The following is a 26,248-nucleotide window of genomic DNA, read 5'->3' as shown; positions in this document are numbered from 1 at the left end:
CTTTCCCGCGCCTCCTTACAGTTGTGGTCTTTGCTTTGTAAAATCAGTTGCTTGCTCGTATGCATGTGCAACTCTGTAAATCGTAGACTCATCGAAATGCTTACCAATAATTTGTAAACCTAAAGGTAGACCTTCATGGAAACCACAAGGAATCGAAATTGCAGGAACACCAGCTAAGTTAATTGGAATTGTTAAAATATCATTTGCGTACATAGTCATAGGGTCGCTTACTTTTTCGCCAACTTTAAAAGCAGGAGTTGGTGTTGTAGGACCAATAATTACATCATAATTTTCAAATACTTTCTCAAAATCATCTTTGATTAAAGTACGAACTTGTTGAGCTTTTTTATAGTATGCATCATAGTAACCAGAGCTTAATGCATAAGTTCCAAGCATAATACGACGTTTTACTTCATCACCAAAGCCTTCTGCTCTAGTTTTCTTGTAAAGGTCGATTAAATTCTCTACATCATCAGCACGGTGACCATAGCGAATTCCATCAAAACGTGCTAGGTTAGCAGATGCTTCAGAAGAAGATAATAAGTAATAAGTTGCTAAAGCATATTTAGAATGAGGTAAAGAAACCTCTTCCCACGTAGCTCCTAAACTTTCTAGTAAGTTTAATGCTGCCATAACAGATGCACGAGCTTCCTCGCCTACACCTTCACCTAAGTATTCCTTTGGAACAGCAATACGAAGACCTTTTACATCTCCAGTAAGTGAGCTTAAGAATGATGGAACTTCAACATTTGCAGAAGTTGAATCACTTGCATCTAACCCAGAGATTGCTTGTAATAATAGTGCATTATCCTCTACGTTTCTAGTAATTGGACCAATTTGATCTAATGACGAAGCAAATGCTACTAAACCAGAACGAGATACGCGACCATATGTAGGTTTTAATCCAACAACACCACAGAAAGAAGCTGGCTGACGAATTGAACCACCTGTATCAGAACCTAATGAGAATAAAACTTCACCTGCAGCAACAGAAGCAGCAGAACCACCGCTACTACCGCCTGGTACATACTCGATGTTCCAAGGGTTACGAGTTCCACCAAATGCAGAGTTTTCATTAGATGAACCCATTGCAAATTCATCCATATTTAATTTACCAATTGTGATTGCTTCAGCTTGGGCTAATTTCGTCACAACAGTAGCATCATAGATTGGATTAAAGTTTTCTAGAATCTTACTCGCACAAGTTGTACGAAGACCTTTTGTTACAATATTATCTTTTACACCAATTGGCATACCAGAAAGCATACCACGAGACTCGTCCCATGCTTTTTCATCAAGAGCTTTTGCTTGTAAACGTGCTTGCTCTTCGTTTAATGTTAAAAATGATTTAACATCTTGATCAACAGCAGAAATTCTTTCGTATGACTCATTTACTAACTCTTCTACTTTAATCTCTTTTGACTTTAACTTCTTATGTAATTCCGAAACTGTATATTCAAATAAAGACATTTACGATTCCCCCCTTAATCTAATATTGACGGTACTTTAACTTGTCCATCTTGGTGATCTGGTGCATTTTTAAGCACTTCTTCGATTGCTAAACCTTTTGCAGGCTCATCCTTACGCATCACATTACGCATTGTTAATACATGTGTAGTAGGTTTTACATTTGACGTATCAAGTTCACCTAATTGCTCAGCAAAATCTAAAATTGCGCCAAGTTGCTTTGAAAATTTCTCTGCTTCTTCTTCAGTTACCGCTAAACGTGCTAAATGAGCAACGTGCTTTACTTGTTCCATTGTAATTTTTGACATTATTTTTGCACCTCCATAAATTTCGCACAACATACAATATACTGATAATACCAAATTTCCCATGTCTCGGGCAACATTCCACTTAAATCCAAGTAAAAATATATTTGGAAACTTAATGAAAACATTTACATTACATTTCTATTAATCAAACGTTTGTTTAAAATAGTTAAAATAATTCTAATTAGCTACTTCTATTCTAGTTAATTCAATTCCATATTGTTTAAAATATTCTATTGAATACACATCAGGATAACCTTCATGATATACAACTCTAGTAACTCCTGCTCCATTAATCATTTTGGCACAAGCTCTACATGGAGCTGTAGTACAGTATATCGTCCATTCATCACTTTTCGTTTTTTGAATACCCGATTGTACAAGCTGATAAATTGCATTTTCCTCAGCGTGAAAAGCATCACATGGATAATCATCTGAATATTTACCACTTTCAAGAATGCCCTTTTCACGAGCAGCAAAACGAGGGCACCCCCCATCAATACAATGCTTAGCTCCTTTTGGATAGCCATTATAGCCAGAGGCAATGATTCGATTATCACATACAATAACCGCTCCTACCCTTCTACTACCACAAGTTGAACGAAGAGAAGTGATAAATGCTTGACCTAAAAAATATGAATCCCAATCATCTCGAGTTCCTAAAGGAATCGAGTCAGCTAGTTGAATGATTTTCTGTAAAATTTGCATACTTCCCCTTCTCTCTGTTCATTTTAGTCTAAATAGAATTATATCATACGTTAGAGTTAAGGGATAAGAGCTATAGCTAATAAGAATGCGTTTGGTGAATACAACTCCAAGGCGATTCATTTCCTTGAGGCTTATCTTAAGCCCCCTAGCTTCACGCGATGTGAGTCATGAACACTATACATCAGTATGTCGTGATTTTACCTTGCTTATCTTGATTGACCAGCAGGATCTTTAGCTTGCTGCATCTCCAACATGAGTCTGGCACCTTCCGTAGATATCAACCTCTGTCTTTGTAGTTTCAAATCCCAAAAATTCTTTTAGATATATGCAAAACAAAAAAAGGCATGACCTTCTTGGATTGAATCCAAGAAGATCGTGCCTTTTGTATATTCAGTATTAAAGCATTTCTGAAGTTGTTTTACCTTGCATGTGAAGTACTAAGTAGTCAGGGCCACCAGCTTTTGAATCTGTTCCTGACATGTTGAATCCACCAAATGGTTGGTATCCAACGATTGCACCAGTACATCCACGGTTGAAGTAAAGGTTACCAGCATGGAAATCTTCACGAGCTTTTTCGATGTTTGCACGGTTGTTTGAAATAACAGCACCTGTTAAACCATACTCAGTGTTGTTTGCAATTTCTAAAGCATGATCAAAGTCTTTAGCTTTACAGAATGCAACAACTGGTCCAAAGATTTCTTCTTTCATTAAACGAGCATCTTCTTTAACGTCAGCAACGATTGTTGGTTTAATGAACCAACCAGTAGAATCGTCTCCTTCTCCACCAGTTACTACTCGTCCTTCTTCACGTCCGATTTGAACATAGCTCATTACTTTGTTGAATGCAGCTTGGTCATTAACAGGACCCATGTAAGTTGTACGGTCTTCTGGGTTACCAACTGTTAATTCGTTTGTTAATTCGATTGCACGAGCAAGTACTTGATCATACACATCTTGGTGAATAACAGCACGAGAACATGCAGAACATTTTTGACCTGAGAAACCAAATGCAGATGAAACGATTGATTTAGCAGCTAATTCTAAATCAGCTTCTTTATCAACTACCATTGTGTCTTTACCGCCCATTTCCGCGATAACACGTTTTAACCAGATTTGACCTGGGTTAACTTTAGCAGCACGTTCGTAAATACGAATACCTACTTCTTTAGAACCTGTGAAGCTGATGAAACGAGTACGCGGGTGATCAACTAAGTAATCTCCTACTTCAGCTCCGCTACCTGGTACGAAGTTTACAACTCCAGCAGGTAATCCAGCTTCTTCTAATACTTCAAGGAACTTGTAAGCTACAACTGGAGTCGTACTTGCAGGTTTTAATAGAACTGTGTTACCAGTTACTACTGCAGCTACTGTTGTACCAGCCATGATAGCGAATGGGAAGTTCCATGGAGAAATAACAACACCTACTCCTAATGGAATGTAGTTGAAACGGTTATATTCACCTGGACGGCTTTCTACTGGAATACCATCTTTTAATTGAAGCATTTGACGAGCATAGAATTCTAAGAAATCAATAGCTTCAGCTGTATCAGCATCTGCTTCATTCCAAGGTTTACCAGCTTCTTTTGTTAATAAAGCTGAGAATTCGTGTTTACGACGACGAATGATTGCTGCCGCACGGAATAAAATATCAGCACGAACTTCAGGTTTTACTTTTTTCCATGTATTAAAAGTTGTATCAGCAATTTGCATTGCTTTTTCAGCTAATTCACGGCTAGCTTTTGATACAGAACCAATTACTTCTTTATGATTTGAAGGATTTACAGAAACGATTTGTTCTTCTGTAAAGATACGCTCTCCACCAATGATAAGTGGATATTTTTCACCTAAATAAGATGAAACTTTTGCTAATCCTTGATTGTATTGTTCTTGATTTTCCTCTAAGCCAAAGTTTGTAAATGGCTCATGTTTGTAAGGTATAACCATTGAATAAATCCCCCTTTAATTTAAATAGCATACAATTTGAAAAATATAAAATTGAACTATTTTTCAAAATTAAATGCCAAAATTAACTTCTAAAAAAGCTCACAATAACATAATACATTATTCCTATATATACTTCAAATAGGAAACGCTTACAGATTTAGCGCCAAAAATAAAAAAAAGGAAGAGTCGAAATCTTCCTTTTAATTATAAATATGCACACTAGGTTCTTTCGCGTCTACCTCTTTTACGATTAAAGCTTCTTGTCCATTTGCCGAGAACACATTCGTCTCAACCTTTAGATATGAAGGGAAATGATCCATCATTAGCCCAGCTACATATTGGGTAAAAGCAATAACTTCTGCCTTACTATAGAATTGCATAGGTATATCAATTTTTAGTTGTATTAATTCATTATCTTTATAAAATCCTGTGCCTACAACACCAGTATAATTAGGAAAATAATTTTCTATATCTGATTTAAAATTCACCATTTTCATTGCGTCATCTCGGTGATCTGCAGTTGCTGCAGATGATGGGAATAAATAATATTTTTCATTTATATTATCCCAACCACTAATCGCACTTTCATTTCCAGAAACTGATGCCTTTGCAACAAATGATCCAGGTACTACTGAAGATTGACTTTGTTGGCGGAATATAGCAAATGTAATTGGAATATCTTTAAACTCATCCATTTTACGTAATCTAGTTAAGATTTCTTGCGCCATTGCACGTCCTTGTTTTAACATGACATCCTTTTTAATTTCCATCTCTCTAGGATAACCATGCTCTTCCTGGTAGTAATAATACGAATTCATTGCAAGTCCAATTGCTACGCCTTCGATTTTGACTTCTTTACCACTTTTTTTCAAGTAATCTTGTTCTAAAATATGATTTAAATAGATAGGAGCTGCTTTAGCTTTCGCATCTTCAGATTTAGCATTACTTTCAATTGGATTCAGTCCATCGTTAACAACTGTAGCATTAACATTAATTTTTCTAGCTGACTTCTCTGCCTCTTTTAATTGGCCAGAAGTATATTTTCTTTTTAACCATGATTCAACCGTTTTTTTCTCCAGTAATTGACCTTCTTGATATAAATAATCATCTGTAGAATACTGATCTTGTACAATTCGCATTAATCCCATTTCAAACTCATTTATATCAAGGCGGTTCTCAACATTCGATACAACTGCACCTCTAGTTTTACTAGGCTTAAACGGAAGGATCGTTTTATAATAATCATTTGAAATTGAATAACGGGGTATAATTGCGTCTTCCCCTTTTTTATTATTGCTGCTCTCTTGTACAACCTTATCTTCATTCTTTAATGATAACGAACATCCAGATAAGATGAGAGAAAAACAACATAGGAGTAGCCCTATTCGTGTTTTCATTTACTCACACCTCTTATTTATTAAGTGAACGACTTTTTATTAAATTGATAATAAGAAGTTTTGTCCTCTAGTTGCTTGCTAAAAGAGTATTACTGTGGTTGAAGCTCCTTAATCATTCGCTCTTCATCCCAAACTTCAATATTTAGCTTACGTGCTGCATCAAGCTTTGAACCTGCTGCTTCACCTGCAATTACTAAATCAGTACTCTTACTAACACTACCAGCTACTTTAGCGCCAAGTGCTTCTAACTGCTTTTTAGCTTCACTTCTAGTCATCTGTTCTAGCTTACCAGTTAATACGACTGTTTTACCAGCAAAAAGAGAATTTGTATCTATATTTTCAATTAAAATCCCTTTATATTCAGTATTTACCCCAAGCGTTTTAAATGTTTCTATTAACTCTTTAACTTCATCTTTAGAAAAATACTCATTAATCGATTGAGCCATCTTATCACCAATCTCATTAATCGTTCTGATTTCCTCTACAGATGCTGCCATTAATTGATCAATTGAGTGGAAATGCTGTGCTAATGTTTTCGCTGCTTTCGCACCAACATGTCGAATTCCTAAACCAAATAATAATTTTTCTAATGAATTTTCTTTTGAAATATGAATTGCCGAAATTAATTTATCCGCTGACTTTTCACCAAAACGTTCTAATGATAATAATTGTTCTTTTGTTAATTTATAAAGATCTGTAAAAGTAGTAATCAGTTTCGCTTCAAATAATTGCGCAACAACTCTTTCACCTAATCCATCAATATTCATTGCGTCACGGGATGCAAAATGTATTAATCCTTCTCTTATTTGTGAAGGACAAAATGGGTTTACACAACGAAGCGCTACCTCACCTGCAATTCTGACTAGTTCATGCTCACATGAAGGGCAATGAGTTGGCATAGAGAAAGGCTGTTCTTCGCCTGTGCGACGATCTAATAATACATTAACGACTTCAGGAATTATATCTCCAGCTTTGCGAATAACAACTGTATCTCCAATACGTATATCTTTCTCTTTAATTAAATCTTCGTTGTGCAATGAAGCACGTTTTACAACTGTACCCGCCACTCGAACCGGCTCAAGAATAGCTGTAGGTGTTACCACGCCAGTTCTTCCTACGCTCAATTCAATATCAACTAGCTTTGTAATCACTTCTTCAGCTGGAAATTTAAATGCAATCGCCCATCTTGGTACTTTAGCAGTTGTCCCAAGCTTCTTTTGTGTAGAATATTCATCAACCTTGATAACAATTCCGTCGATTTCATATGGTAATGTTGGACGCTTCTCTTTCCAGTTTTCAATGTATTCAATTACTTCATCTATTGAATTGCATGTTTTTCGAAATGTATTTGTTTTGAAACCAAGTTTTTGTAAATAGTCTAAAGCTTCACTATGCTTTTGAATTGAAAATTCTTCAGCATTTGGAATACCGTAAACAAAGAAAGATAAATCTCGCTTCGCTACTATTTTAGGATCTAATTGTCTTAAAGATCCAGCTGCAGCATTACGTGGATTTGCAAACAATTCTTCCCCATTTTTCTCACGCTGTTCATTTACTTTTTCAAAGCTAGCTTTTGGCATGAACGCTTCTCCACGAACTTCCATCGTTACTGGCTCAGAAAGCTTTAAAGGAATAGCTTTGATTGTTTTTAAATTGTGAGTAATATCCTCACCAACACTTCCGTCTCCGCGGGTTGCTCCTTTAATGAACATACCATTTTCATAATGAAGTGAAACGGCTAATCCATCTATTTTTAATTCACAAACATAGGAAATTTGATCAACGTCCTGTTTTACACGTTGATCAAAGTCTTTTAAGTCACCTTCATTAAAAGCATTTCCTAAACTTAACATTGGATAAGTATGAACTACTTTCTCAAACAAATCGATTGCCTGCCCACCAATACGTTGAGTTGGAGAATCGGCAGTAACAAGTTCTGGGTATTGCTCCTCTAAGCGAATTAATTCATGTAGTAGCATGTCATATTCTGTATCTGGTACAGACGGATTATCTAATACGTGATATTCATAGTTGTATTGACTTAATTCACTTCTTAACTTCTCAATTTTATCAATAATGCCTTGATCCACGAGTTACCACTCCTTCTATGCTTTCGTAATTGGAGCAAATTTTGCTAATAAACGTTTTATACCGGTTGGACTTGGAAATGCAATATCCAGTTCCATCGCTTCGCCTTCACCTTTAACACTAACTACTGTACCAGTACCCCATTTGCCATGAGAAGCCTTATCGCCTACACGCCATCCTAATGATTCCCCGCCTGTTGTTTTCATAACAGGTTTAGAGATCGTGCGTCGTTCTGTTGCAACCTTTTTGTTCGCACGATCTAATAATTCTTCAGGAATTTCATTAATAAATCGCGATTCTTGGTTCACACTTGTACGCCCATAAAGTGTACGTGTTTGAGCATTCGTTATATAGAGCTGCTTTTCAGCACGTGTAATTCCTACATAAGCAAGTCTTCGTTCCTCTTCCATCTCTTCTTCATCCATTAGAGAACGACTATGAGGGAAAATACCTTCTTCCAAACCAATTAAAAAGACTACTGGGAATTCTAAACCTTTCGCTGAATGTAGGGTCATTAAAATAACTTCATCAGTCGCTTCTTCTTCTTTATCAGCTTGATCAATATCAGACACCAAGGCTAAATCAGTTAAAAATGAAACTAGACTTTTGTCTTCACTGCTCTCTTCAAATGCATTTGTTACGGTTAAGAACTCTTCAATATTCTCAATTCGTGAAGCAGATTCAATTGTATTTTCATCTTTTAACATTTGAATATAGCCAGTTTTTTCAAGAACCTCTTCAACAAGCTCTGTAACTGATAAATACTCCTGCATTTGCTGCCAATTTTTCGTCATTTTATGGAACTCACCTATGGCATTTGTGATTTTCGCACTTAAACCAACAAAATCAATTTGCTCCAATGTATCAGATAGTGAAAGATCATTTGCAATACTATAATTAATAACCTTATCTACAGATGCTGCACCTACACCACGTTTTGGTACATTTATAATTCTCGAAAAACTAATTTCATCATTTGGGTTTGCGATAAAACGTAAATAAGCTAAAACGTCTTTAATCTCTTTACGATCATAGAACTTTACTCCGCCAACCATACGATAAGGAATGTTTGATTTGACTAAAACTTCCTCCATTGCACGAGATTGCGCATTTGTACGGTATAAAATGGCTACATCGCTTAGTTGATGTACGCGTTGGTTTTTCCATTCAGCTAGTTTCCCAGCAATAAAATGGCCTTCCTCCTGTTCTGAAGCAGCTCTAAAATAATGGATTGGATTTCCTTGTCCATTTTCAGTCCATAATTTTTTAGGTTTACGATTTGAATTGTTTGTAATGACTGCATTTGCAGCATCTAGAATCGTTTGAGTAGAACGATAATTTTGCTCTAACAGAATCACTTGGGCATTATCATAATCCTTCTCAAATGAAAGAATATTTGAGATATCTGCCCCACGCCAGCGATAAATTGACTGATCCGAATCACCAACAACACAAATATTTTTATATTGCTCTGCAAGCATTTTTACAATCTTATACTGAGCATGGTTCGTATCTTGATACTCATCCACATGAATATATTGAAATTTCCTTTGATAATAGTGAAGAACCTCAGGTACGCGCTCAAATAATGTAATTGTCATCATAATTAAATCATCAAAGTCTAATGAATGATTTTTACGTAAGCGGTCTTGATAAGCTGCGTAGATTTCACCAATTACTTTTTCAAATGGCGTAAATGCATCTCTTGAATAATCAGCCGCAGTTTGTAATTCATTTTTCGCGCTACTGATTGACCCCAAAATAGCACGAGGATCAAATTTCTTTGCGTCTAGGTTTTTCTCTTTTAAGATGTTTTTGATAACAGTTAGTTGATCTGTTGTATCTAAAATAGAAAAACTTCTATTAATCCCAATTCGATCAATATCTCTTCGAAGAATACGTACACACATTGAGTGGAAAGTTGATACCCAAATATCTTCTGCATCCTTACCAACTAGTTTATAAATACGCTCTTGCATCTCTCTAGCTGCTTTATTTGTAAACGTTATAGCTAATATATTCCATGGAGCGACAGTTTTTTCTCCTAGCAAATATGCAATACGATGAGTAAGCACTCTCGTTTTACCCGAACCGGCACCTGCCATAATTAAAAGTGGACCATTCACCGTTTTTACTGCTTCTTTTTGCATTGGATTTAGTCCATGTAATAATTCTTCTGCTGTTTTCATTTATTTTGTCGCTCCTTTTTTTACAGCTTTCACCGTAAGTAAAGCCTCTTGTAAATTTTCATAAATAATGTTTCCAACTACAATTGTATCTGCATATTGACTTACTTCTTCCGCTTGTTTTTGAGTCGATATGCCACCACCATAAAATAACTTTGTTTGACTTACAACCTTTGATACCTCTTCGACTACTTCGATAGGTCCAAATGTTCCGCTGTATTCTAAATAAAAAATAGGTAATTTAAGTAAGGTTTCTGCCACTTCTGCATAGGCAACGATATCTTCTATAGAAAGATCCGTATCAGACTTTGTTAGCTCAGCTGCTTTACAATTCTTATTTAATATACAGTATCCTTCCATTACTAATTCTTCTGCATGTATTAAGTGACCAAATTCCTTCATCGCTTGCTGGTGCATGCCAACAATCCACTTCGGATCCGTACTATTTAAAACAGTTGGGATAAAGTAAAAATCATATCCCGGGGTCACTGCTTCCAAATTTGAAACTTCAAGTATACAAGGAACTGCGTAGCGACGAATTCTTACTAAAAGTGATAATGTATCATCTAAAGTAACCCCATCAGTCCCACCTACTAGTATTGCATCCGTTCCCGATTCGCAAATTAGTTCTAATTCTTCATCTGTAATGTCCTTGTTAGGGTCTAATTTAAATATGTGATTCCATTGTGTATAATCGTACATTTTGTTCCTCCTCGATTTATTTTCATTCATTTCTTCATTTATTTTATTTATCTATTCTTGTCTTATTTTTCGTGTTTTAGGTAGGTTAAGAAAACATAAATGTATTGTATCTTATTAAAAAGGAAAAGTAACCCTTCTTACCCTAAATTAGGAAGTGTTGAAAATTGTTTCCTCTGATAATGGAACAATTAAAGGGAAAAATGGTAATAAGTGATTTTCAAATAGAATTTAGTCACTGATTCTTATTATAAGGGGATTGTTAGGTTGAGACCAAATATTAGTTTAATGAATTCATTACTGCGAATTACAGCCGGATTGACTATATTAGCTTATGGCACAGCAAAACTTTCAAAAAGAAGATGTAGTAATTCTGTACTCATTTTAATCATAATTGGCGCAATGAAAGTTGCAGAAGGAATTTTACGTTTTTGCCCTATGACTGCATTTTGTAAAAAATGTATGATAATGGTGGAAAAACATAATGAGGAAGATTCTATCGAAGAATATATCCAACCTTCATAAAAATAGTTTATCAAAACTAATTATGAATGTATAGACAAAACAAGAACATTAGTTCTATATAATGCAAAAAGGGACGTCAAATGACGACCCTTTTTGTATTAAAAACGTACATTATTTAGTTATTTACTTTTAGCGCTTTATGAGCTATATCATGACGGTAGAATAAGCCAGTTGATTGGATGTTATTAATTTGATCATACACCTTGTCACATGCTTCATTAATGGAAGCTCCGCTATGGGCAACAATTAATACTCTTCCACCGTTTGTAACATATTCATTGTTTTCAAGCTTTGTACCAGCATGAAAGATCATCGTTTGATCACTAACTGCTTGAAGTCCGTTAATGACGGCACCTTTTTCAGGTACTTCCGGATATCCATTCGCAGCAAGTACTACACCAACAACTGCTTCCTCCGACCATTTCAGTTCAATTTCTTCATTATTTAAGATAGCTAGCATGACTTCTGCTAGATCACTTTCTAAACGAGGTAATACAACTTCTGTTTCTGGGTCACCAAATCTTGCATTAAATTCAATTACCTTTGGACCCGCAGTTGTTAACATTAGACCTGCATATAAAATACCTGTAAATTCACGTTCTTCCTGAATCATCGCTTCAGCAACAGGAAGGACAATTTCTTGTAAGGATTGCTCTACGATTGATTGAGGAATTTGCGGTACTGGTGAATATGCACCCATTCCACCGGTATTCGGCCCTTTATCTCCATCGTAAGCACGCTTATGATCTTGTGCGATAACCATTGGATATACTTTTGTTCCATGAACAAATGACATTAGTGAGAATTCTTCACCTTCTAGATACTCTTCAATTACTACAGATGCACTTGCATCACCGTATTTATCATCTAAAAGCATATCGTGAAGACTAACTACTGCCTCTTCTATTGTCATAGCAACGACTACACCCTTACCAGCTGCCAATCCATCTGCTTTAATAACAATTGGAGCACCAATCTTTTCAACGTATGATTTTGCATCTTCAAAGTTCGTAAACGTTTCATAAGCAGCAGTTGGTATATTATATTTTTTCATTAAATCCTTCGTAAAACTTTTACTACCTTCAATAATCGCTGCTTCTTTTGTTGGTCCAAAAATCTGTAAATTCTCTTTACGAAACTCATTTACGATTCCATTCATTAAAGGAACTTCAGGACCTACAATTGTTAAATCGATTTTCTCTTCTTTAGCAAAAGCGATTAAGGCTTCATGATCACCCTCATCAATATTGACAAGCTTTGCTATATCAATCATTCCATCGTTTCCTGGAGCAACAAATACATCTGTTACGTTCTCTGATTGATTTACCTTCCAAGCAATTGTATGCTCTCGGCCACCGCGACCAATGACTAATACTTTCATCTTGTCATCTCCTCATCTATTAATGTTTAAAGTGACGTACCCCTGTAAAGACCATTGTAATGCCGTATTCATCAGCTTTTTTAATTGAATCTTCATCACGAATTGATCCACCTGGTTGAATGATTGCTGTAATACCTGCTTTAGCAGCTGCTTCAACAGTATCACTCATTGGGAAAAATGCATCAGAAGCTAAAGCAGAACCTTTTGCGTTTTCACCAGCTTGTTCAATTGCAATATTTGCAGCTCCAACACGATTCATTTGACCAGCACCCACACCAATTGTCATATGGTCTTTTGCTAATACGATCGCATTCGATTTAACATGCTTTACAACTTTCCAGCCTAGCTTTAAATTCTCCCACTCTTCATCAGTAGGTTGACGCTTTGTAGGTACTGTAATTGTTGCATCTTCAAAACCAAAAGTATCCATATCTTGACGAAGTAGACCACCATGTACAGTTGTTAATTTAGGTGCAAATGTTGGTTTCGTTTCGAAATCAACTGTTAATAAGCGTAAATTCTTTTTACTTGTAAGAATTTCTAATGCTTCTTCACTAAAAGAAGGAGCGATAATAATCTCTAAAAATAACTCATGTAATTTTTTAGCTGTTGCACCATCGATTTCATGATTAGCCGCAATAATTCCACCAAAAATTGATACTGGATCTGCTGCATATGCACGATCGTAAGCTTCTTCAATTGTTGTTCCTTCTCCAACACCGCATGGATTCATATGCTTTACAGCTACAACCGCTGGGTTTGAAAATTCACGCACAATATTTAATGCTTCATTCGCATCATTAATATTATTGTATGAAAGTTCTTTGCCATGTAATTGAGTAGCATAAGCTATTGATGAAGTTGTTGGCATTGGTGCACGATAAAACGTTGCATTTTGATGAGGATTCTCACCATATCGTAAAGATTGCTTTAATTCATATGTCACTGTATAGCTCTCAGGATTTTCTTCCCCAACTTGCTCAGTTAAATAGTTTGAGATTAATGAATCATATGCCGCTGTATGACGGAATACTTTTGCAGCTAATCGACGATTCGTTTCAAGTGAAACAACACTTTGATTAGCTAATTCTGTTAAAATCACATCATAATCAGTTGGGTCTACTACTACAGATACAAATTCATGATTTTTCGCTGCAGAGCGTAGCATTGTTGGGCCACCGATATCGATATTTTCAATTGCATCTTCAAATGTAACATCAGGTTTCATAATTGTTTCTTTAAATGGATATAAGTTTACACATACTAAATCAATCGGTTGAATACCAAGCTCATTCATTTGGCGCATATGCTCTTCATTTGAACGTACGCCTAAAAGTCCACCATGTATTGATGGATGCAATGTTTTTACTCGACCATCCATAATTTCTGGGAAATTCGTAACCTCGGAAATACCGATCACATCTAAGCCTGCTTCTTTTAATAATTGATAAGTACCACCTGTAGAAATAACCTCGAAATCTTGTTTTATTAATCCACTTACAAATTCAATGATACCTTGTTTATCTGATACGCTAACTAAAGCACGTTTTTTCATGTTATAAGCCCCCAAATGTAAGAATTCATTTTATCTATTAAAATATCATTCTATTGATTAAATAACTTCTTTAATGTATCCACATATAAAACATGCTCGATATCGTGCACCTTTTTTTCTAACGATTCTTTTGTTTCATCTTTATCAATTATGATCTTTTCTTGAGCAATAATTGGACCAGTATCCATACCTTCATCAACATAATGTACCGTAACGCCTGTCGATTCGACATTAGCAAGCAAAGCTTGACCGATTGCGTCTTTTCCAGGAAATAAAGGCAGAAATGAAGGATGAATATTAACGATTTTCCCGGGAAATGCGTCTAAAATTGTCGGACCAATCAATCTCATATAACCTGCTAAAATGATAAATTCGACATTTAGCTCTTTTAAATGAGAGATCACTTCTGCTTCGTAATGTTCTTTTGATTCATATTGTTTGGCAGTAAAGACAAACGAAGGAATATTCGCTTCTTCTGCTCTTTGTATACAATAAGCATTTTGACGATCACATACTAGCAATTGAATTGTTGCGTTTAATTCTCCGCTCCTAGTCGCATCAAGAATTGCTTGAAAGTTGCTGCCATTTCCTGAAGCAAATACGGCAATGTTTTTCATTACAGTGAACCTCCACCAAAAGTGACGCCTTCACCTGCATTCGTTCTACCAATGATGAAAACTTTTTCATCAGATTCTTCTAATAGATTAATAATGTCATGTAAGTTTTCCTCTTTAATTGCCAGTACCATTCCAATTCCCATATTAAAAATATTAAACATTTCTTCGCGCTTTAGTTCACCAGTTTCTTCTAAAAGATCAAAAATTGGTTGGATTGGCCATGAACCATAGTCAATTTCTGCACCGATACCTTTTGGAAGCATTCTAGGAATATTTTCAATAAATCCTCCACCAGTAATATGAGCCATTCCATTAATCTCAAAGTTTTTCAGCACATTTAAGATTGGTTTTACATAAATTTTTGTAGGACGAAGTAATTCTTCACCTAATGTATGTCCAAGTTGATCAATGTGTTGATCAAGAGTGTATCCACCTTTTTCTAATAGCACTTTACGAACTAGCGAATAACCATTACTATGAATACCATTTGAAGAAATACCTAGAAGAATGTCACCTGCTTGAATGTTTTGTCCTGTAACCAACTTAGATTTATCTGCAATCCCAACAGCAAATCCTGCAATATCATATTCATCTTCTGGGTACATACCTGGCATTTCTGCAGTTTCTCCTCCAATTAAAGAACAACCTGCTTGAATACAACCTTCTGAAACACCTTTTACAATATGTTCAATTCTCTCAGGCACTGCTTTTCCTACAGCTAAATAATCAAGGAAAAATAATGGCTCTGCTCCTTGAACAACTATATCATTCACACACATCGCGACTGCATCAATGCCTATCGTATCGTGACGGTCCATTTGGAATGCTAACTTTAATTTTGTTCCAACTCCGTCAGTTCCTGATACAAGAACCGGCTCCTTATAATTGAACTTGGATAAATCGAACATTCCTCCAAATCCACCTAAACCACCAAGTACTTCTTGACGCATTGTTTTTTGAACGTGTTTTTTCATTCTGTTGACTGCTTCATAACCAGCTTCAATATCTACACCAGCTTGTTTATATGCATTCGCCATGTGATGATTTCCCCTCTCGTTCCTCATAAATATATTCAAGAAAGGCGACGACTTTTGCTCGCCGCCTCTAATTTGTCTTAACGGTATTTCTATTAATTGTGAGAATGTACTAGCTCATTTTCATCATAAATCACTGTAGGATAGCATCCAGTAAAGCATGCTGTACATTGACCTCTTGTTGGTCCTGCATGGTTTCGACCAATAGCACCTAATAAGCCTTCTAAACTAATAAATTCAAGTGTGTCTGCTCCAATTTCTTCACACATTTCTGCAACTGTTTTAGAAGCAGCGATTAACTCTTCTCTAGTTGAAGTATCAATTCCGTAGTAGCAAGGGTTTTTAATAGGTGGTGCACCGATTCGAACATGTACTTCACTAGCTCCCGCATCGCGAAGCATTTGTACGATTCTTCGGCTAGTCGTACCACGAACAATCGAATCATCAACCATTACAACTCGTTTACCTTCAACAATTGAACGAACTGGTGAAAGCTTCATTTTTACACCTTGCTCACGAAGTTCCTGAGAAGGCTGGATAAACGTACGTCCAACATATCTATTTTTAATCAAACCAATTTCATATGGGATGCCAGATTCTTCTGCATAACCAATAGCCGCTGATATACTTGAATCAGGAACACCAATGACAACATCAGCCTCAACTGGAGACTCATTTGCCAATACTCTTCCCATGTTTTTACGAGCAGCATGAACATTGATATTATCAATATTGCTATCAGGACGTGAGAAGTAAATATACTCCATGCTACAAATTGTGTGATCGATTGTAGAAGTAAATTGATCTGATTCGATTCCTTCATCAGAGATAATTAATAATTCTCCAGGATTAATATCGCGAATATATTTAGCACCTACAACGTCAAAAGCACATGTTTCAGAAGCTACTACATAAGCATCACCTAATTTGGCTAAAGCTAAAGGTCTAAATCCATTTGGATCTAATGCAACATACATTGCATCTTCAGTTAGTACTAAATAAGCAAATGCTCCTTTAATCATATTTAAAGATGCTTTTATGCAATCTTTTAATGGTGCTGAACCATTTCGTTTGATTAAATGGGCAAGAACCTCTGTATCAGATGTAGTTTGGAATATACTACCTTGCATTTCTAAATCTTTTCTTAATCTATTCGCATTAACTAGATTTCCATTATGAGCAAGTGCAAGTCCGCCTGTGTGCGATTGAAATAAAAGTGGTTGAACGTTTTCATACCCTCCACCACCTGCAGTTGCATAGCGCACATGACCGATTGCTGCTTTTCCATTTAAGTCATTTAATTGACCTTTACTGAAAACTTCAGTGATTAAACCTAAGCCTTTTGCACCTTCAAGTTTCTGACCATCAGTTACAACAATACCTGCACCTTCTTGGCCTCTATGCTGCAGACTGTGAAGACCATAGTAGGAAATTTGGGCAGCATCAGTATGCCCCCAAATTCCAAATATTCCACATTCTTCATTTAACCCTTTTATTTCAGCAAACATGGGATCGCCTCTTTCCAAGACTGTTTTAATTCCTCAACAGAAGCATGAAGAACCGTTTCATTTTGTTGATTGCGGATAGTAACTGAAGTTTCTTCTGTAACTGTACCAATTAATTTCGCTTCAACCATCGCTTCAAATTGTGCCTTATGCTCTGGTTTAACAGAAAGTAAGAAACGAGATTGTGTTTCACTAAATAATGCAGCTACCTCATTACCTTCAATTGAAATATTTGCCCCTACACTTGTTGGACCAAATGTACTTTCAGCAATTGCAACACCAAGTCCACCTTCAGAGATATCATGAGCTGATGCAACAACACCTGCTTGAATCGCTGCAAGAATTTGTTCTTGTCGTTTTGACTCAACTGTTAAATCAATACTTGGTGCTTTACCGAAGATCTTTCCAGCATTTAAAAGCTTTTGTAGCTCACTGCCACCAAATTCTTCTTTCGTTTCACCAATTACATAAATTAAATCACCAGCAGTTTTAAAATGCTGTGTTGTAATATGATCAATGTCTTCAATTAATCCAACCATACCTACTACAGGTGTTGGATAAACTGCTTCGCCATTCGTTTCATTGTAAAGTGATACATTTCCACCGATAACAGGTGTACTTAATACATTACAAGCATCGCTCATGCCGTCAGTTGCTTTTTCTAACTGCCAGAAAATTTCAGGCTTTTCTGGATTTCCAAAGTTTAAGCAGTCAGTTATTGCTAGAGGACGAGCACCTGAACAAATAACATTACGTGCTGCTTCAGCAACAGCAATTTTGCCACCAACTTCTGGATCTAAATATAGATAACGTGCATTACAATCTGTCGTCATTGCAAGAGCTTTTTTCGTATCACGAATTCGAATTACAGCTGCATCAGAACCAGGTGCCACTACAGTGTTTGTTCTTACCATATAGTCATACTGTCCGTAAACCCACTCTTTACTTGCGATTGTAGGTTGAGCTAGTAATTGTTTTAATGTTTCTTTTGAATCTTTCAACTCAGGAACATAGTTTTCCATCGCTTGGAACTCACCATAATAAGCAGGCTCTGTAGATGGTTTATGATATACTGGTGCTTCTTCTGCTAAAGCGTCAACTGGTAATTCTGCAACAACTTCTCCGTTATGAAGTAATCGAAGCATTTTGTCATCCGTTACACGTCCAACAGATACAGCGTGTAGATCATATTTTTCGAATAACTCTACAATTTCATTTTCTCTTCCTTTTTCTACAACAAGTAACATACGCTCTTGAGATTCAGATAACATCATTTCGTAAGCAGTCATACCCGCTTCACGTTGAGGAACTAAGTCAAGATTCATCTCGATACCCATACCAGCTTTTGAAGCCATTTCTGCAGATGAAGATGTCAGTCCTGCTGCACCCATGTCCTGGATACCAACAAGCGCATCATTTTGAACAACCTCTAAACATGCTTCAAGTAATAGTTTTTCCATGAATGGATCACCCACTTGAACCGCTGGACGTTTCTCTTCAGATGCATCTGATAATTCTTCTGAAGCAAATGTTGCGCCATGAATACCGTCGCGACCTGTTGATGCACCAACGTACATAACAGTGTTTCCTACACCATGAGCCTGACCTTTTTTAATGTCTTTATGATTAATTAAGCCAACGCACATTGCATTTACTAAAGGATTTCCTTCATAACAAGGATCAAAATTTACTTCTCCGCCAACAGTTGGAATTCCAATACAGTTACCATAACCTGCGATTCCAGCCACTACTTCTTCGAATAAATACTTTACTCTAGGTGTTTCTAATTCACCAAAACGTAAAGAGTTCAGAAGAGCAACAGGTCGTGCACCCATTGAGAATACATCACGAATAATTCCACCTACTCCAGTAGCAGCCCCTTGGTAAGGTTCAATTGCTGATGGATGATTATGACTTTCAATTTTAAATACAACTGCTTGCTCATCACCAATATCAACAATACCTGCACCTTCACCTGGTCCTTGTAAAACGTGCTCTCCGCTTATAGGGAATTTACGTAATAGAGGTTTAGAATTTTTATAGCTACAATGTTCTGACCACATTACAGAGAATAATCCAAGTTCAGTATAATTTGGTCCACGACCAATAATTGATTTAATTAATTGGAACTCTTCATCTGTTAAGCCCATAGTGGCATAAATTCTTTCTTCTTCAATTTGCATTGGGTTTGGCTCAAGAAGTAACGACATGGTTTTCCCTCCAGTTTCTTACAATCGAACGAAATAGTTGAAGTCCATCAGCGCTGCCTAACAAAGTATCTACTGCACGCTCAGGATGTGGCATCATTCCTAAAACATTTCCTTTTTCATTTACAATACCTGCAATATCATCTAAACTACCATTCGGATTATTTTGATAACGGAAAATAATCTGATTATTATTTTTAAGAGATTCATATGTTTCATTGTCGCAATAGTAATTTCCTTCACCATGTGCGATTGGTACAGTGATCACTTGACCTTTTTCATAACCAGTTGTAAACATCGTTTCATTGTTTTCAACAACTAATTCTACTTGGCCACACATAAATTTTAATTTCTCATTACGTCGAAGCGTTCCTGGTAAAAGACCTGCTTCTGTTAATATTTGAAATCCATTACATACTCCAAATACTGGTTTACCTTCAGCAGCAGCCTTTTTTACAGCTTCCATCACATTGGCAAAACCTGCAATTGCGCCAGAGCGTAAGTAATCACCATATGAGAAACCACCTGGTAATAAAATACCGTCAAATTCATCTAAATTAGTTGAATCATGCCATACGTATTCTACTTCTTCGCCTAATTCATCTTTTATTGCATGATACATATCTACATCACAATTTGAGCCTGGAAACACAATTACTGCAAACTTCACTGTGCGACTACCTCCTCTACCTCATAACGGTAATCTTCAATTACGATGTTTGCTAATAATTTTTCACACATTTCTTTTACTGAAGCATCTAAATCAGCTACATTTTTATCAATTAAAAGTTCCATATATTTACCGATACGAACATCATTTACTTCATTGAAATTCATGCTATGAAGCGCGTTTTTCACTGCGTTTCCTTGTGGATCTAATACACTTTCTCTTAATGTAACGAATACTCTTACTTTGAACATGATAATCCCCCTAAGCGTTTTAAAATTTCTTCGTATCCATCTGTTAAGTTCCCTAAATCTCTTCGGAACACATCTTTATCAAACTTTGCGTTCGTCTCTTTATCCCATAAACGGCATGTATCAGGTGAAATTTCGTCTGCTAATAAAATTGAGCCATCATTTAACTTACCGAACTCTAATTTAAAATCGACTAATCGAACATTACATTCATTAAAATGATCAACTAATATATTGTTTACACGAAGAGCAATTTCTTTAATTGTTTGAAGTTCTTCAGGTTTCGCTAGCTCAAGTGATGCGATGTGATCTTCATTTACAATCGGATCTCCTAAGTCATCACGTTTATAGTAGAATTCAACGATTGGTTTAGCTAAAACCACACCTTCATCTAATCCCATTCGTTTAGATAAACTACCAGCAACAATATTTCGTACAACAACTTCTAACGGAACAATTGTTACTCGTTTAACGAGTTGTTCAAGCTCTGATGTTTTTTCTACGAAATGTGTATCTATACCTGAATCCATTAACTTTGAAAATAGTAAGCTAGTAATCTCATTATTTAAACGACCTTTACCAGCTATTTCTGCTTTCTTTTCCCCATTAAAAGCTGTCGCAGAATTTTTATACTTTACTCGTACAATTTCTGGATTGTCTGTAGAATAAATTCTCTTAGCTTTACCTTCATACAATAATTCTTGCTCTACCATGAAACATTGCCCCCCATAAATTTATATCTACACTTAATTGAATGTTAGCTATTTTTATTTTGTTTGGCTAAGGTCGAAAATAAATCCACCCTAGCCAAACGCATGTATCTTAATTTAATCCTAAGCGTTCAAAGATTGTATCTACTTGACTTAAATGGTAGCTATAGTCGAAGCAATCAGCAATTTCCTCTTTCGTTAATAATGAGGTAATTTTTTCTTCAGCTTCTACTAATTCTTTAAATTGTACTTGTGTTTCCCATGCTTCCATTGCTTTTGGTTGAACTGTATCATAAGCCTCTTCACGTGACATTCCTTTTTCGATTAGAGCAAGTAATACACGTTGTGAGTAAATCAATCCATACGTTCTATCCATATTGCGTTTCATGTTTTCAGGGAAAACAGTTAAGTTTTTCACGATATTACCAAAACGGTTTAACATATAGTTTAAAAGAATTGTTGCATCTGGTAAGATAATTCTTTCTGCTGATGAATGAGAAATATCTCTTTCATGCCAAAGTGACACGTTTTCATATGCTGTAATCATATGTCCTCTAATAACACGTGCTAACCCTGTCATATTTTCAGAACCAATCGGGTTACGCTTATGAGGCATTGCAGAAGAACCTTTTTGACCTTTAGCAAAGAATTCTTCTACTTCGCGCGTTTCACTTTTTTGTAATCCACGTACTTCAGTTGCAAACTTCTCGATTGATGTTGCAATTAAAGATAATGTCGACATATAGTGTGCATGACGATCACGTTGTAATGTTTGAGTTGAAATAGGTGCAGCTTGAATACCTAATTTCTCACATACATATTCTTCAACAAACGGAGGAATATTTGCATATGTTCCTACAGCTCCTGAAATCTTACCAACTCGCACACTTTCAGTAGCATGCTTGAAGCGTTCTAAGTTACGTTTCATTTCTTCCGTCCATAGAGCAAGCTTTAGGCCGAATGTAGTTGGTTCTGCATGAACACCATGAGTACGTCCCATCATTACTGTATACTTATGTTCTTTTGCTTTATTTTCAAGAATTCCAATAAAATTCTCTATGTCTTTAAATAAAATATCATTTGCTTGTTTTAATAAATACGAAAGTGCCGTATCTACTACGTCTGTAGATGTTAAACCGTAATGTACCCATTTACGCTCATCGCCTAATGTTTCTGATACTGCACGAGTAAACGCTACTACATCATGACGAGTTTCTTTTTCAATCTCATAAATTCTATTGATATCAAAAGAAGCATTCTCACGTAATACTTTTACGTCCTCTTTTGGAATATCACCTAATTCAGCCCACGCTTCACAAGCTAAGATTTCAACTTCTAACCAAGCTTTAAATTTGTTTTCTTCTGTCCAAATAGCTGCCATTTCTGGGCGTGAATAACGTTCAATCATACATTTACCTCCACTGGGTTCCTTTTCCAGATCCCTAACTCTTCTACTTTTTTCATTGCTTCTTCGGTTGTTGCTGCCATTATATTAATATGTCCCATTTTACGGCCTTTTTTACTTTCCTCTTTACCGTAAAGATGAACTTTTAATGTGCTATCTTTCTTCATAACTTTTAATACTTCTTCAACATGTTCACCAAGTATGTTTACCATTACAACTGGTTTTAATAATTCAGTACTACCTAAAGGTAAATTACATATTGCTCTAACATGTTGATTAAACTGTGAAGTCTCGCCCGCATTCATACTATAATGTCCTGAATTATGTGGACGTGGAGCTAATTCATTTACAAAAACCTGTCCATCATTTGTAACAAATAATTCAATTGCCAAAACACCCACTAAATGAAATGAACTAGCAATTTTTTCTGCATATTGATCAACAGTGTTTTTTACAGATTCTGTTATGTTTGCTGGTACTGATGATGTATGCAGTATTTGATTAAAATGAACATTTTCTGCAATTGGGAAAGTATTTACATCCCCGTTTAAATTTCTTGCGACAATAATTGACAATTCTTTTTCAAAAGGTACCCACCCTTCAAGAATACATTGTTGTTTAGCAATTAAACTTAATGCTTCCTCGAAAGCTACTTCTGATTTTATAACGACTTGCCCTTTTCCATCATATCCACCCGTTGTTGTTTTCAAAACTGCAGGTAAACCAATTATTGAAATTGCTTCAAAAAATTGAGCCTCATTTTCTACTAAACGAAAAGGTGCAACCTGGATGCCTAAATTTTGAATGGCAGTCTTCTCTGTTAACCTATTTCTCGTTAACTTCAATAACTCACTACCTTGTGGTAAATATGAATTTCCTTCTAAATATTCCAAAGCTTTTACATCTATATTTTCAAATTCATATGTTATAACGTCACTTAATTCCGCGAGCTGACTAATTGCTTGTAAGTCAGAGTATTCAGCAGTTATCTCGAAATCAGCTATTTGTCCACACGGTGAATTTGGCGTAGGATCTAAAACGGCAATTTTATATCCCATTTCTTTTGCAGAAAGCGCCATCATTCTACCTAACTGTCCACCGCCGATAATGCCAATTGTTTGCCCTGGTAAGATTACTTTTTTATTCATAGTAAAACACTACCTTCTGTCACTTCTTTTCGTGTGTTTTCACGACGGGATTCTAACGCTTGATAAACTTCTTGTTCATGAATACTAATAATTTGTGCTGCAAGTAATCCAGCATTTGTAGCTCCTGCTTTACCAATTGCTACTGTTGCTACTGGCACTCCTCCTGGCATTTGTACGATTGATAGTAATGAATCTAAGCCATTTAAAGCTTTAGATTGAACCGGTACACCAATTACGGGTAATGTTGTTTTCGCAGCAACCATTCCCGGTAGATGAGCAGCCCCACCTGCGCCAGCAATTATTACTTGTATTCCTCTTTCTCTAGCAGTTTCTGCATATTCAAACATTAAATCTGGTGTACGATGAGCTGATACCACTCGTTTTTCATAGCTAATATTTAGTTCATCTAATACATCACATGCATTTTTCATTGTTTCCCAATCACTTGTACTTCCCATAATGATCCCAACTACCGGTTTCATCCATTTTCCCCCAAGTAAATTATCGCTGTTAATTTTTTCCACAAAAAAAGCCTAGAGTAGTATTATCTCTATGATGAGAAAGATAATCTACCTAGGCGCATACAAATAAACGTACACGTGTGATTAACTTCCCCTCATAGTCTAGTAATTTAAGGTTACTAGGTAGAAACTTTTGGGCCATATTCCCAACTTTATATGAGGTTTTGCTAAACTTCCTATATTTATAGTAACAATTAATGTTACCTTTTTCAATAAATATGAATATTTTATTTAAAAAATATTTTAATGTTCGTGTTTTACTCTATTTTTATGTTCTATTTTACGTGAATATGAATGATTTTCACATTCTTTTCTCTAATTACTTCTTTTCTGCATCCTATTTAATAAATTTGAAATAAAAAATTCTCACTAAACAAATTATTAAAATACTTACCGCTTTGAAGCTACTTATACATTAACTTAAAATCAGTAAGCTATCAACACAATAAAATTAAAAAGGCGTGACCGATGTGGTCTACGCCCTTTCAAACAATATATTTTTATTCGATTATACTTATAATTTCTTTAAGTATTTCCTTTTGAATTTGATCAACTTTAGAAAAGTCCATGGCTTCAATATAAATCGCTTCTAACTGATCCCGAAGGACTTTTACTTCTGCCAAGTAAGATATAGCCTCTTTCATTTTATCTTTATAGGACTTTGTCGTTCTTTCAATTTCATTTGAAAATTTCTCATCAGTCCCTGGTGTAATACATCTTTCATACATATCAATTATTTCATCATTTTTTCGATCTGGAAAGTATTCATGTGGAGCAGTGCTATCAAAAATTGCTATGCTTTTTTCAGGAATTATCACCATATCAAGACTATTCGGATCGAATCCGCAATGATAAACCTCAATATCAAACCCTCTTGATTCTCCTACTGATGCAATTTTCTTTAACATAGTAGATTTACCGGAACCTGCTCTACCTTTAATAAAATAACGTTTTTCAATGTCTTCTGTTAAATTTTGAATAAAATCAACTGCACCACTTGGAGTAGCTGCGCCTAAAAATCTATGCTTTATCTTAGGTTCTTTTGATACAGTATCATTACTAAAGAATAACTCATTTAGTTCATCAGTCAGTTTATTAGCTTCTTGAAAGTCCATATTAGATATATAAATTTCTTCAATTTCATCATGAGCCTTTAGTGCAGCTGAAAATGTGTCATATGCAGTTTGAAATTTCCTCGAAATCTCATCATTTAAAGATAATATTGCTTCTTTATGAACTGATAATTTTTTCGAGTTCCATGCGACACCTAGATTGACGTATTCTTCAATTACACCAGGAGCTTTCGGTTCAATTACATGGGGTGCGGTTCCATCAACTATTCCAATTTGAAATTCCGGGACAATAACACCGTCAACAGATTTGGTATCTGAAGAGCAATGTAAATATTCTATATTTATCCCTTTGTTTACGATGAACTCTCCAATTGATTTTATCAATGTTGATTTACCTGTTCCTGGTCCGCCTTTTAGAATATATAATTTGTTTAAATCCTCTAAAGCTGAGTCATAGAAATTATAAAATCCTTTTGCTGTGTTGCCACCTGCATAATAATTACGAATTTTCCCTCTCATCTATTCCCCTCCGTTCAATCTAACATATGTAAACTCTCTTAGAAGGGTGTTTGCCTAGTAATGATATTATTTACTCTTTACCATAAAATATAAGACCATTGTTATTGTTCATTCAGGTATACATTTATTTAAGTGAGATATGAAAAATTTCATTCGGTCATTATACTTGCCACCTAAATTTCACTGGACCTCTCTCGGTTATGAGTATAATAGGAACAAACACAAAAAAACATCAGCTTAATAGCTGATGTTTTTCATTTACCAGGCGACGTTCTACTCTCACAGGGGGAAACCCCCAACTACCATCGACGCTGAAGAGCTTAACTGCCGTGTTCG

22 protein-coding genes, 1 rRNA gene and 1 riboswitch are annotated in these 26,248 nt (G+C 35.7%); of the genes, 1 reads left to right on the top strand and 22 read right to left on the bottom strand.

Annotated elements, in window-relative coordinates; genetic code table 11:
• Window positions 1-15 precede the first annotated feature (15 nt).
• The 8 genes from gatA to pcrB form a co-directional block, all read right to left on the bottom strand.
• Complete coding sequence (gene gatA, locus CAB05_RS16405; RefSeq protein ID WP_088001807.1) at window positions 16-1,470, bottom strand: Asp-tRNA(Asn)/Glu-tRNA(Gln) amidotransferase subunit GatA; 1,455 nt, start codon at window positions 1,468-1,470, stop codon at window positions 16-18.
• Window positions 1,471-1,484: 14 nt separating this feature from the next.
• Entirely contained in the window at window positions 1,485-1,775 is a 291-nt protein-coding gene (gene gatC / locus CAB05_RS16400) for an Asp-tRNA(Asn)/Glu-tRNA(Gln) amidotransferase subunit GatC (RefSeq protein ID WP_088001805.1), read from the bottom strand.
• A gap of 177 nt (window positions 1,776-1,952) precedes the next feature.
• Window positions 1,953-2,480, bottom strand: a complete 528-nt coding sequence (locus tag CAB05_RS16395; protein WP_088001803.1) for a deoxycytidylate deaminase — start codon at window positions 2,478-2,480, stop codon at window positions 1,953-1,955.
• Between the two features lie 396 nt (window positions 2,481-2,876).
• Entirely contained in the window at window positions 2,877-4,424 is a 1,548-nt protein-coding gene (gene pruA / locus CAB05_RS16390) for an L-glutamate gamma-semialdehyde dehydrogenase (RefSeq protein ID WP_088001801.1), read from the bottom strand.
• 200 nt (window positions 4,425-4,624) lie between these two features.
• Window positions 4,625-5,821, bottom strand: a complete 1,197-nt coding sequence (locus CAB05_RS16385; protein WP_088001799.1) for a CamS family sex pheromone protein — start codon at window positions 5,819-5,821, stop codon at window positions 4,625-4,627.
• Between the two features lie 89 nt (window positions 5,822-5,910).
• Window positions 5,911-7,911 carry an NAD-dependent DNA ligase LigA gene (gene ligA, locus CAB05_RS16380; protein ID WP_088001797.1) on the bottom strand — a complete coding sequence of 667 codons (2,001 nt, stop codon included), beginning with the start codon at window positions 7,909-7,911 and terminating at the stop codon, window positions 5,911-5,913.
• A gap of 15 nt (window positions 7,912-7,926) precedes the next feature.
• Window positions 7,927-10,098 carry a DNA helicase PcrA gene (pcrA, locus tag CAB05_RS16375; RefSeq protein ID WP_088001795.1) on the bottom strand — a complete coding sequence of 724 codons (2,172 nt, stop codon included), beginning with the start codon at window positions 10,096-10,098 and terminating at the stop codon, window positions 7,927-7,929.
• Window positions 10,099-10,797: a heptaprenylglyceryl phosphate synthase gene (gene pcrB / locus CAB05_RS16370; RefSeq protein ID WP_088001793.1), complete on the bottom strand. Its 699-nt coding sequence runs from the start codon at window positions 10,795-10,797 to the stop codon at window positions 10,099-10,101. It lies immediately after the preceding gene.
• Window positions 10,798-11,061: 264 nt separating this feature from the next.
• On the opposite strand from pcrB, the gene CAB05_RS16365 reads away from it, so the two are divergent.
• Complete coding sequence (locus tag CAB05_RS16365; RefSeq protein ID WP_244972783.1) at window positions 11,062-11,319, top strand: YgaP family membrane protein; 258 nt, start codon at window positions 11,062-11,064, stop codon at window positions 11,317-11,319.
• A gap of 115 nt (window positions 11,320-11,434) precedes the next feature.
• Here the strand turns inward: CAB05_RS16365 and purD are convergent, their stop codons facing one another.
• The 14 genes from purD to rrf all read right to left on the bottom strand — a co-directional run.
• On the bottom strand, window positions 11,435-12,700 hold the full coding sequence (gene purD, locus CAB05_RS16360; protein WP_088001791.1) for a phosphoribosylamine--glycine ligase: 1,266 nt from the start codon (window positions 12,698-12,700) through the stop codon (window positions 11,435-11,437).
• Between the two features lie 19 nt (window positions 12,701-12,719).
• The gene (purH, locus tag CAB05_RS16355) at window positions 12,720-14,255 is read right to left on the bottom strand and encodes a bifunctional phosphoribosylaminoimidazolecarboxamide formyltransferase/IMP cyclohydrolase (RefSeq protein WP_088001789.1); all 1,536 of its coding nucleotides are present in this window, start codon (window positions 14,253-14,255) and stop codon (window positions 12,720-12,722) included.
• A 50-nt stretch (window positions 14,256-14,305) separates the two neighbouring features.
• Window positions 14,306-14,872, bottom strand: coding sequence for a phosphoribosylglycinamide formyltransferase (gene purN / locus CAB05_RS16350; RefSeq protein ID WP_088001787.1), 567 nt, complete (start codon window positions 14,870-14,872; stop codon window positions 14,306-14,308).
• The gene (gene purM / locus CAB05_RS16345) at window positions 14,872-15,909 is read right to left on the bottom strand and encodes a phosphoribosylformylglycinamidine cyclo-ligase (protein ID WP_088001785.1); all 1,038 of its coding nucleotides are present in this window, start codon (window positions 15,907-15,909) and stop codon (window positions 14,872-14,874) included. The genes purN and purM overlap by 1 nt, the downstream gene beginning before the upstream one ends.
• A 92-nt stretch (window positions 15,910-16,001) precedes the next feature.
• Window positions 16,002-17,414 (bottom strand): amidophosphoribosyltransferase, encoded by a 1,413-nt coding sequence (gene purF / locus CAB05_RS16340; protein WP_088001782.1) that lies wholly within the window; start codon window positions 17,412-17,414, stop codon window positions 16,002-16,004.
• Window positions 17,399-19,621 (bottom strand): phosphoribosylformylglycinamidine synthase subunit PurL, encoded by a 2,223-nt coding sequence (gene purL, locus CAB05_RS16335; RefSeq protein WP_088001780.1) that lies wholly within the window; start codon window positions 19,619-19,621, stop codon window positions 17,399-17,401. Before purL ends, purF begins: the two co-directional genes overlap by 16 nt.
• The gene (gene purQ / locus CAB05_RS16330; RefSeq protein WP_088001778.1) at window positions 19,605-20,288 is read right to left on the bottom strand and encodes a phosphoribosylformylglycinamidine synthase subunit PurQ; all 684 of its coding nucleotides are present in this window, start codon (window positions 20,286-20,288) and stop codon (window positions 19,605-19,607) included. The genes purL and purQ overlap by 17 nt, the downstream gene beginning before the upstream one ends.
• Window positions 20,285-20,539 (bottom strand): phosphoribosylformylglycinamidine synthase subunit PurS, encoded by a 255-nt coding sequence (purS, locus tag CAB05_RS16325; RefSeq protein ID WP_088001776.1) that lies wholly within the window; start codon window positions 20,537-20,539, stop codon window positions 20,285-20,287. Before purS ends, purQ begins: the two co-directional genes overlap by 4 nt.
• Window positions 20,527-21,249: a phosphoribosylaminoimidazolesuccinocarboxamide synthase gene (purC, locus tag CAB05_RS16320; RefSeq protein WP_088001774.1), complete on the bottom strand. Its 723-nt coding sequence runs from the start codon at window positions 21,247-21,249 to the stop codon at window positions 20,527-20,529. The genes purS and purC overlap by 13 nt, the downstream gene beginning before the upstream one ends.
• Window positions 21,250-21,358: 109 nt before the next feature.
• A complete protein-coding gene (purB, locus tag CAB05_RS16315) occupies window positions 21,359-22,654 on the bottom strand; it encodes an adenylosuccinate lyase (RefSeq protein ID WP_088001772.1) in 1,296 nt (431 codons plus the stop codon).
• The gene (purK, locus tag CAB05_RS16310; RefSeq protein WP_088001770.1) at window positions 22,651-23,799 is read right to left on the bottom strand and encodes a 5-(carboxyamino)imidazole ribonucleotide synthase; all 1,149 of its coding nucleotides are present in this window, start codon (window positions 23,797-23,799) and stop codon (window positions 22,651-22,653) included. Before purK ends, purB begins: the two co-directional genes overlap by 4 nt.
• The gene (gene purE / locus CAB05_RS16305; RefSeq protein WP_088001768.1) at window positions 23,796-24,281 is read right to left on the bottom strand and encodes a 5-(carboxyamino)imidazole ribonucleotide mutase; all 486 of its coding nucleotides are present in this window, start codon (window positions 24,279-24,281) and stop codon (window positions 23,796-23,798) included. Before purE ends, purK begins: the two co-directional genes overlap by 4 nt.
• A gap of 117 nt (window positions 24,282-24,398) precedes the next feature.
• Window positions 24,399-24,500, bottom strand: a riboswitch (purine riboswitch).
• Between the two features lie 320 nt (window positions 24,501-24,820).
• Window positions 24,821-25,912, bottom strand: a complete 1,092-nt coding sequence (locus tag CAB05_RS22200) for a PRK06851 family protein (RefSeq protein ID WP_088001766.1) — start codon at window positions 25,910-25,912, stop codon at window positions 24,821-24,823.
• 260 nt (window positions 25,913-26,172) lie between these two features.
• Window positions 26,173-26,248: ribosomal RNA gene (gene rrf, locus CAB05_RS22775) — 5S ribosomal RNA — on the bottom strand; the annotation flags it as partial.

The sequence above is a fragment of the Gottfriedia solisilvae genome (assembly GCF_002128405.1).
In the GTDB taxonomy this organism is placed as follows: domain Bacteria; phylum Bacillota; class Bacilli; order Bacillales; family Bacillaceae_G; genus Gottfriedia; species Gottfriedia solisilvae.
Note: the sequence above shows the minus strand (reverse complement) of the source record. Positions and strands in the feature narration are given on the sequence as shown.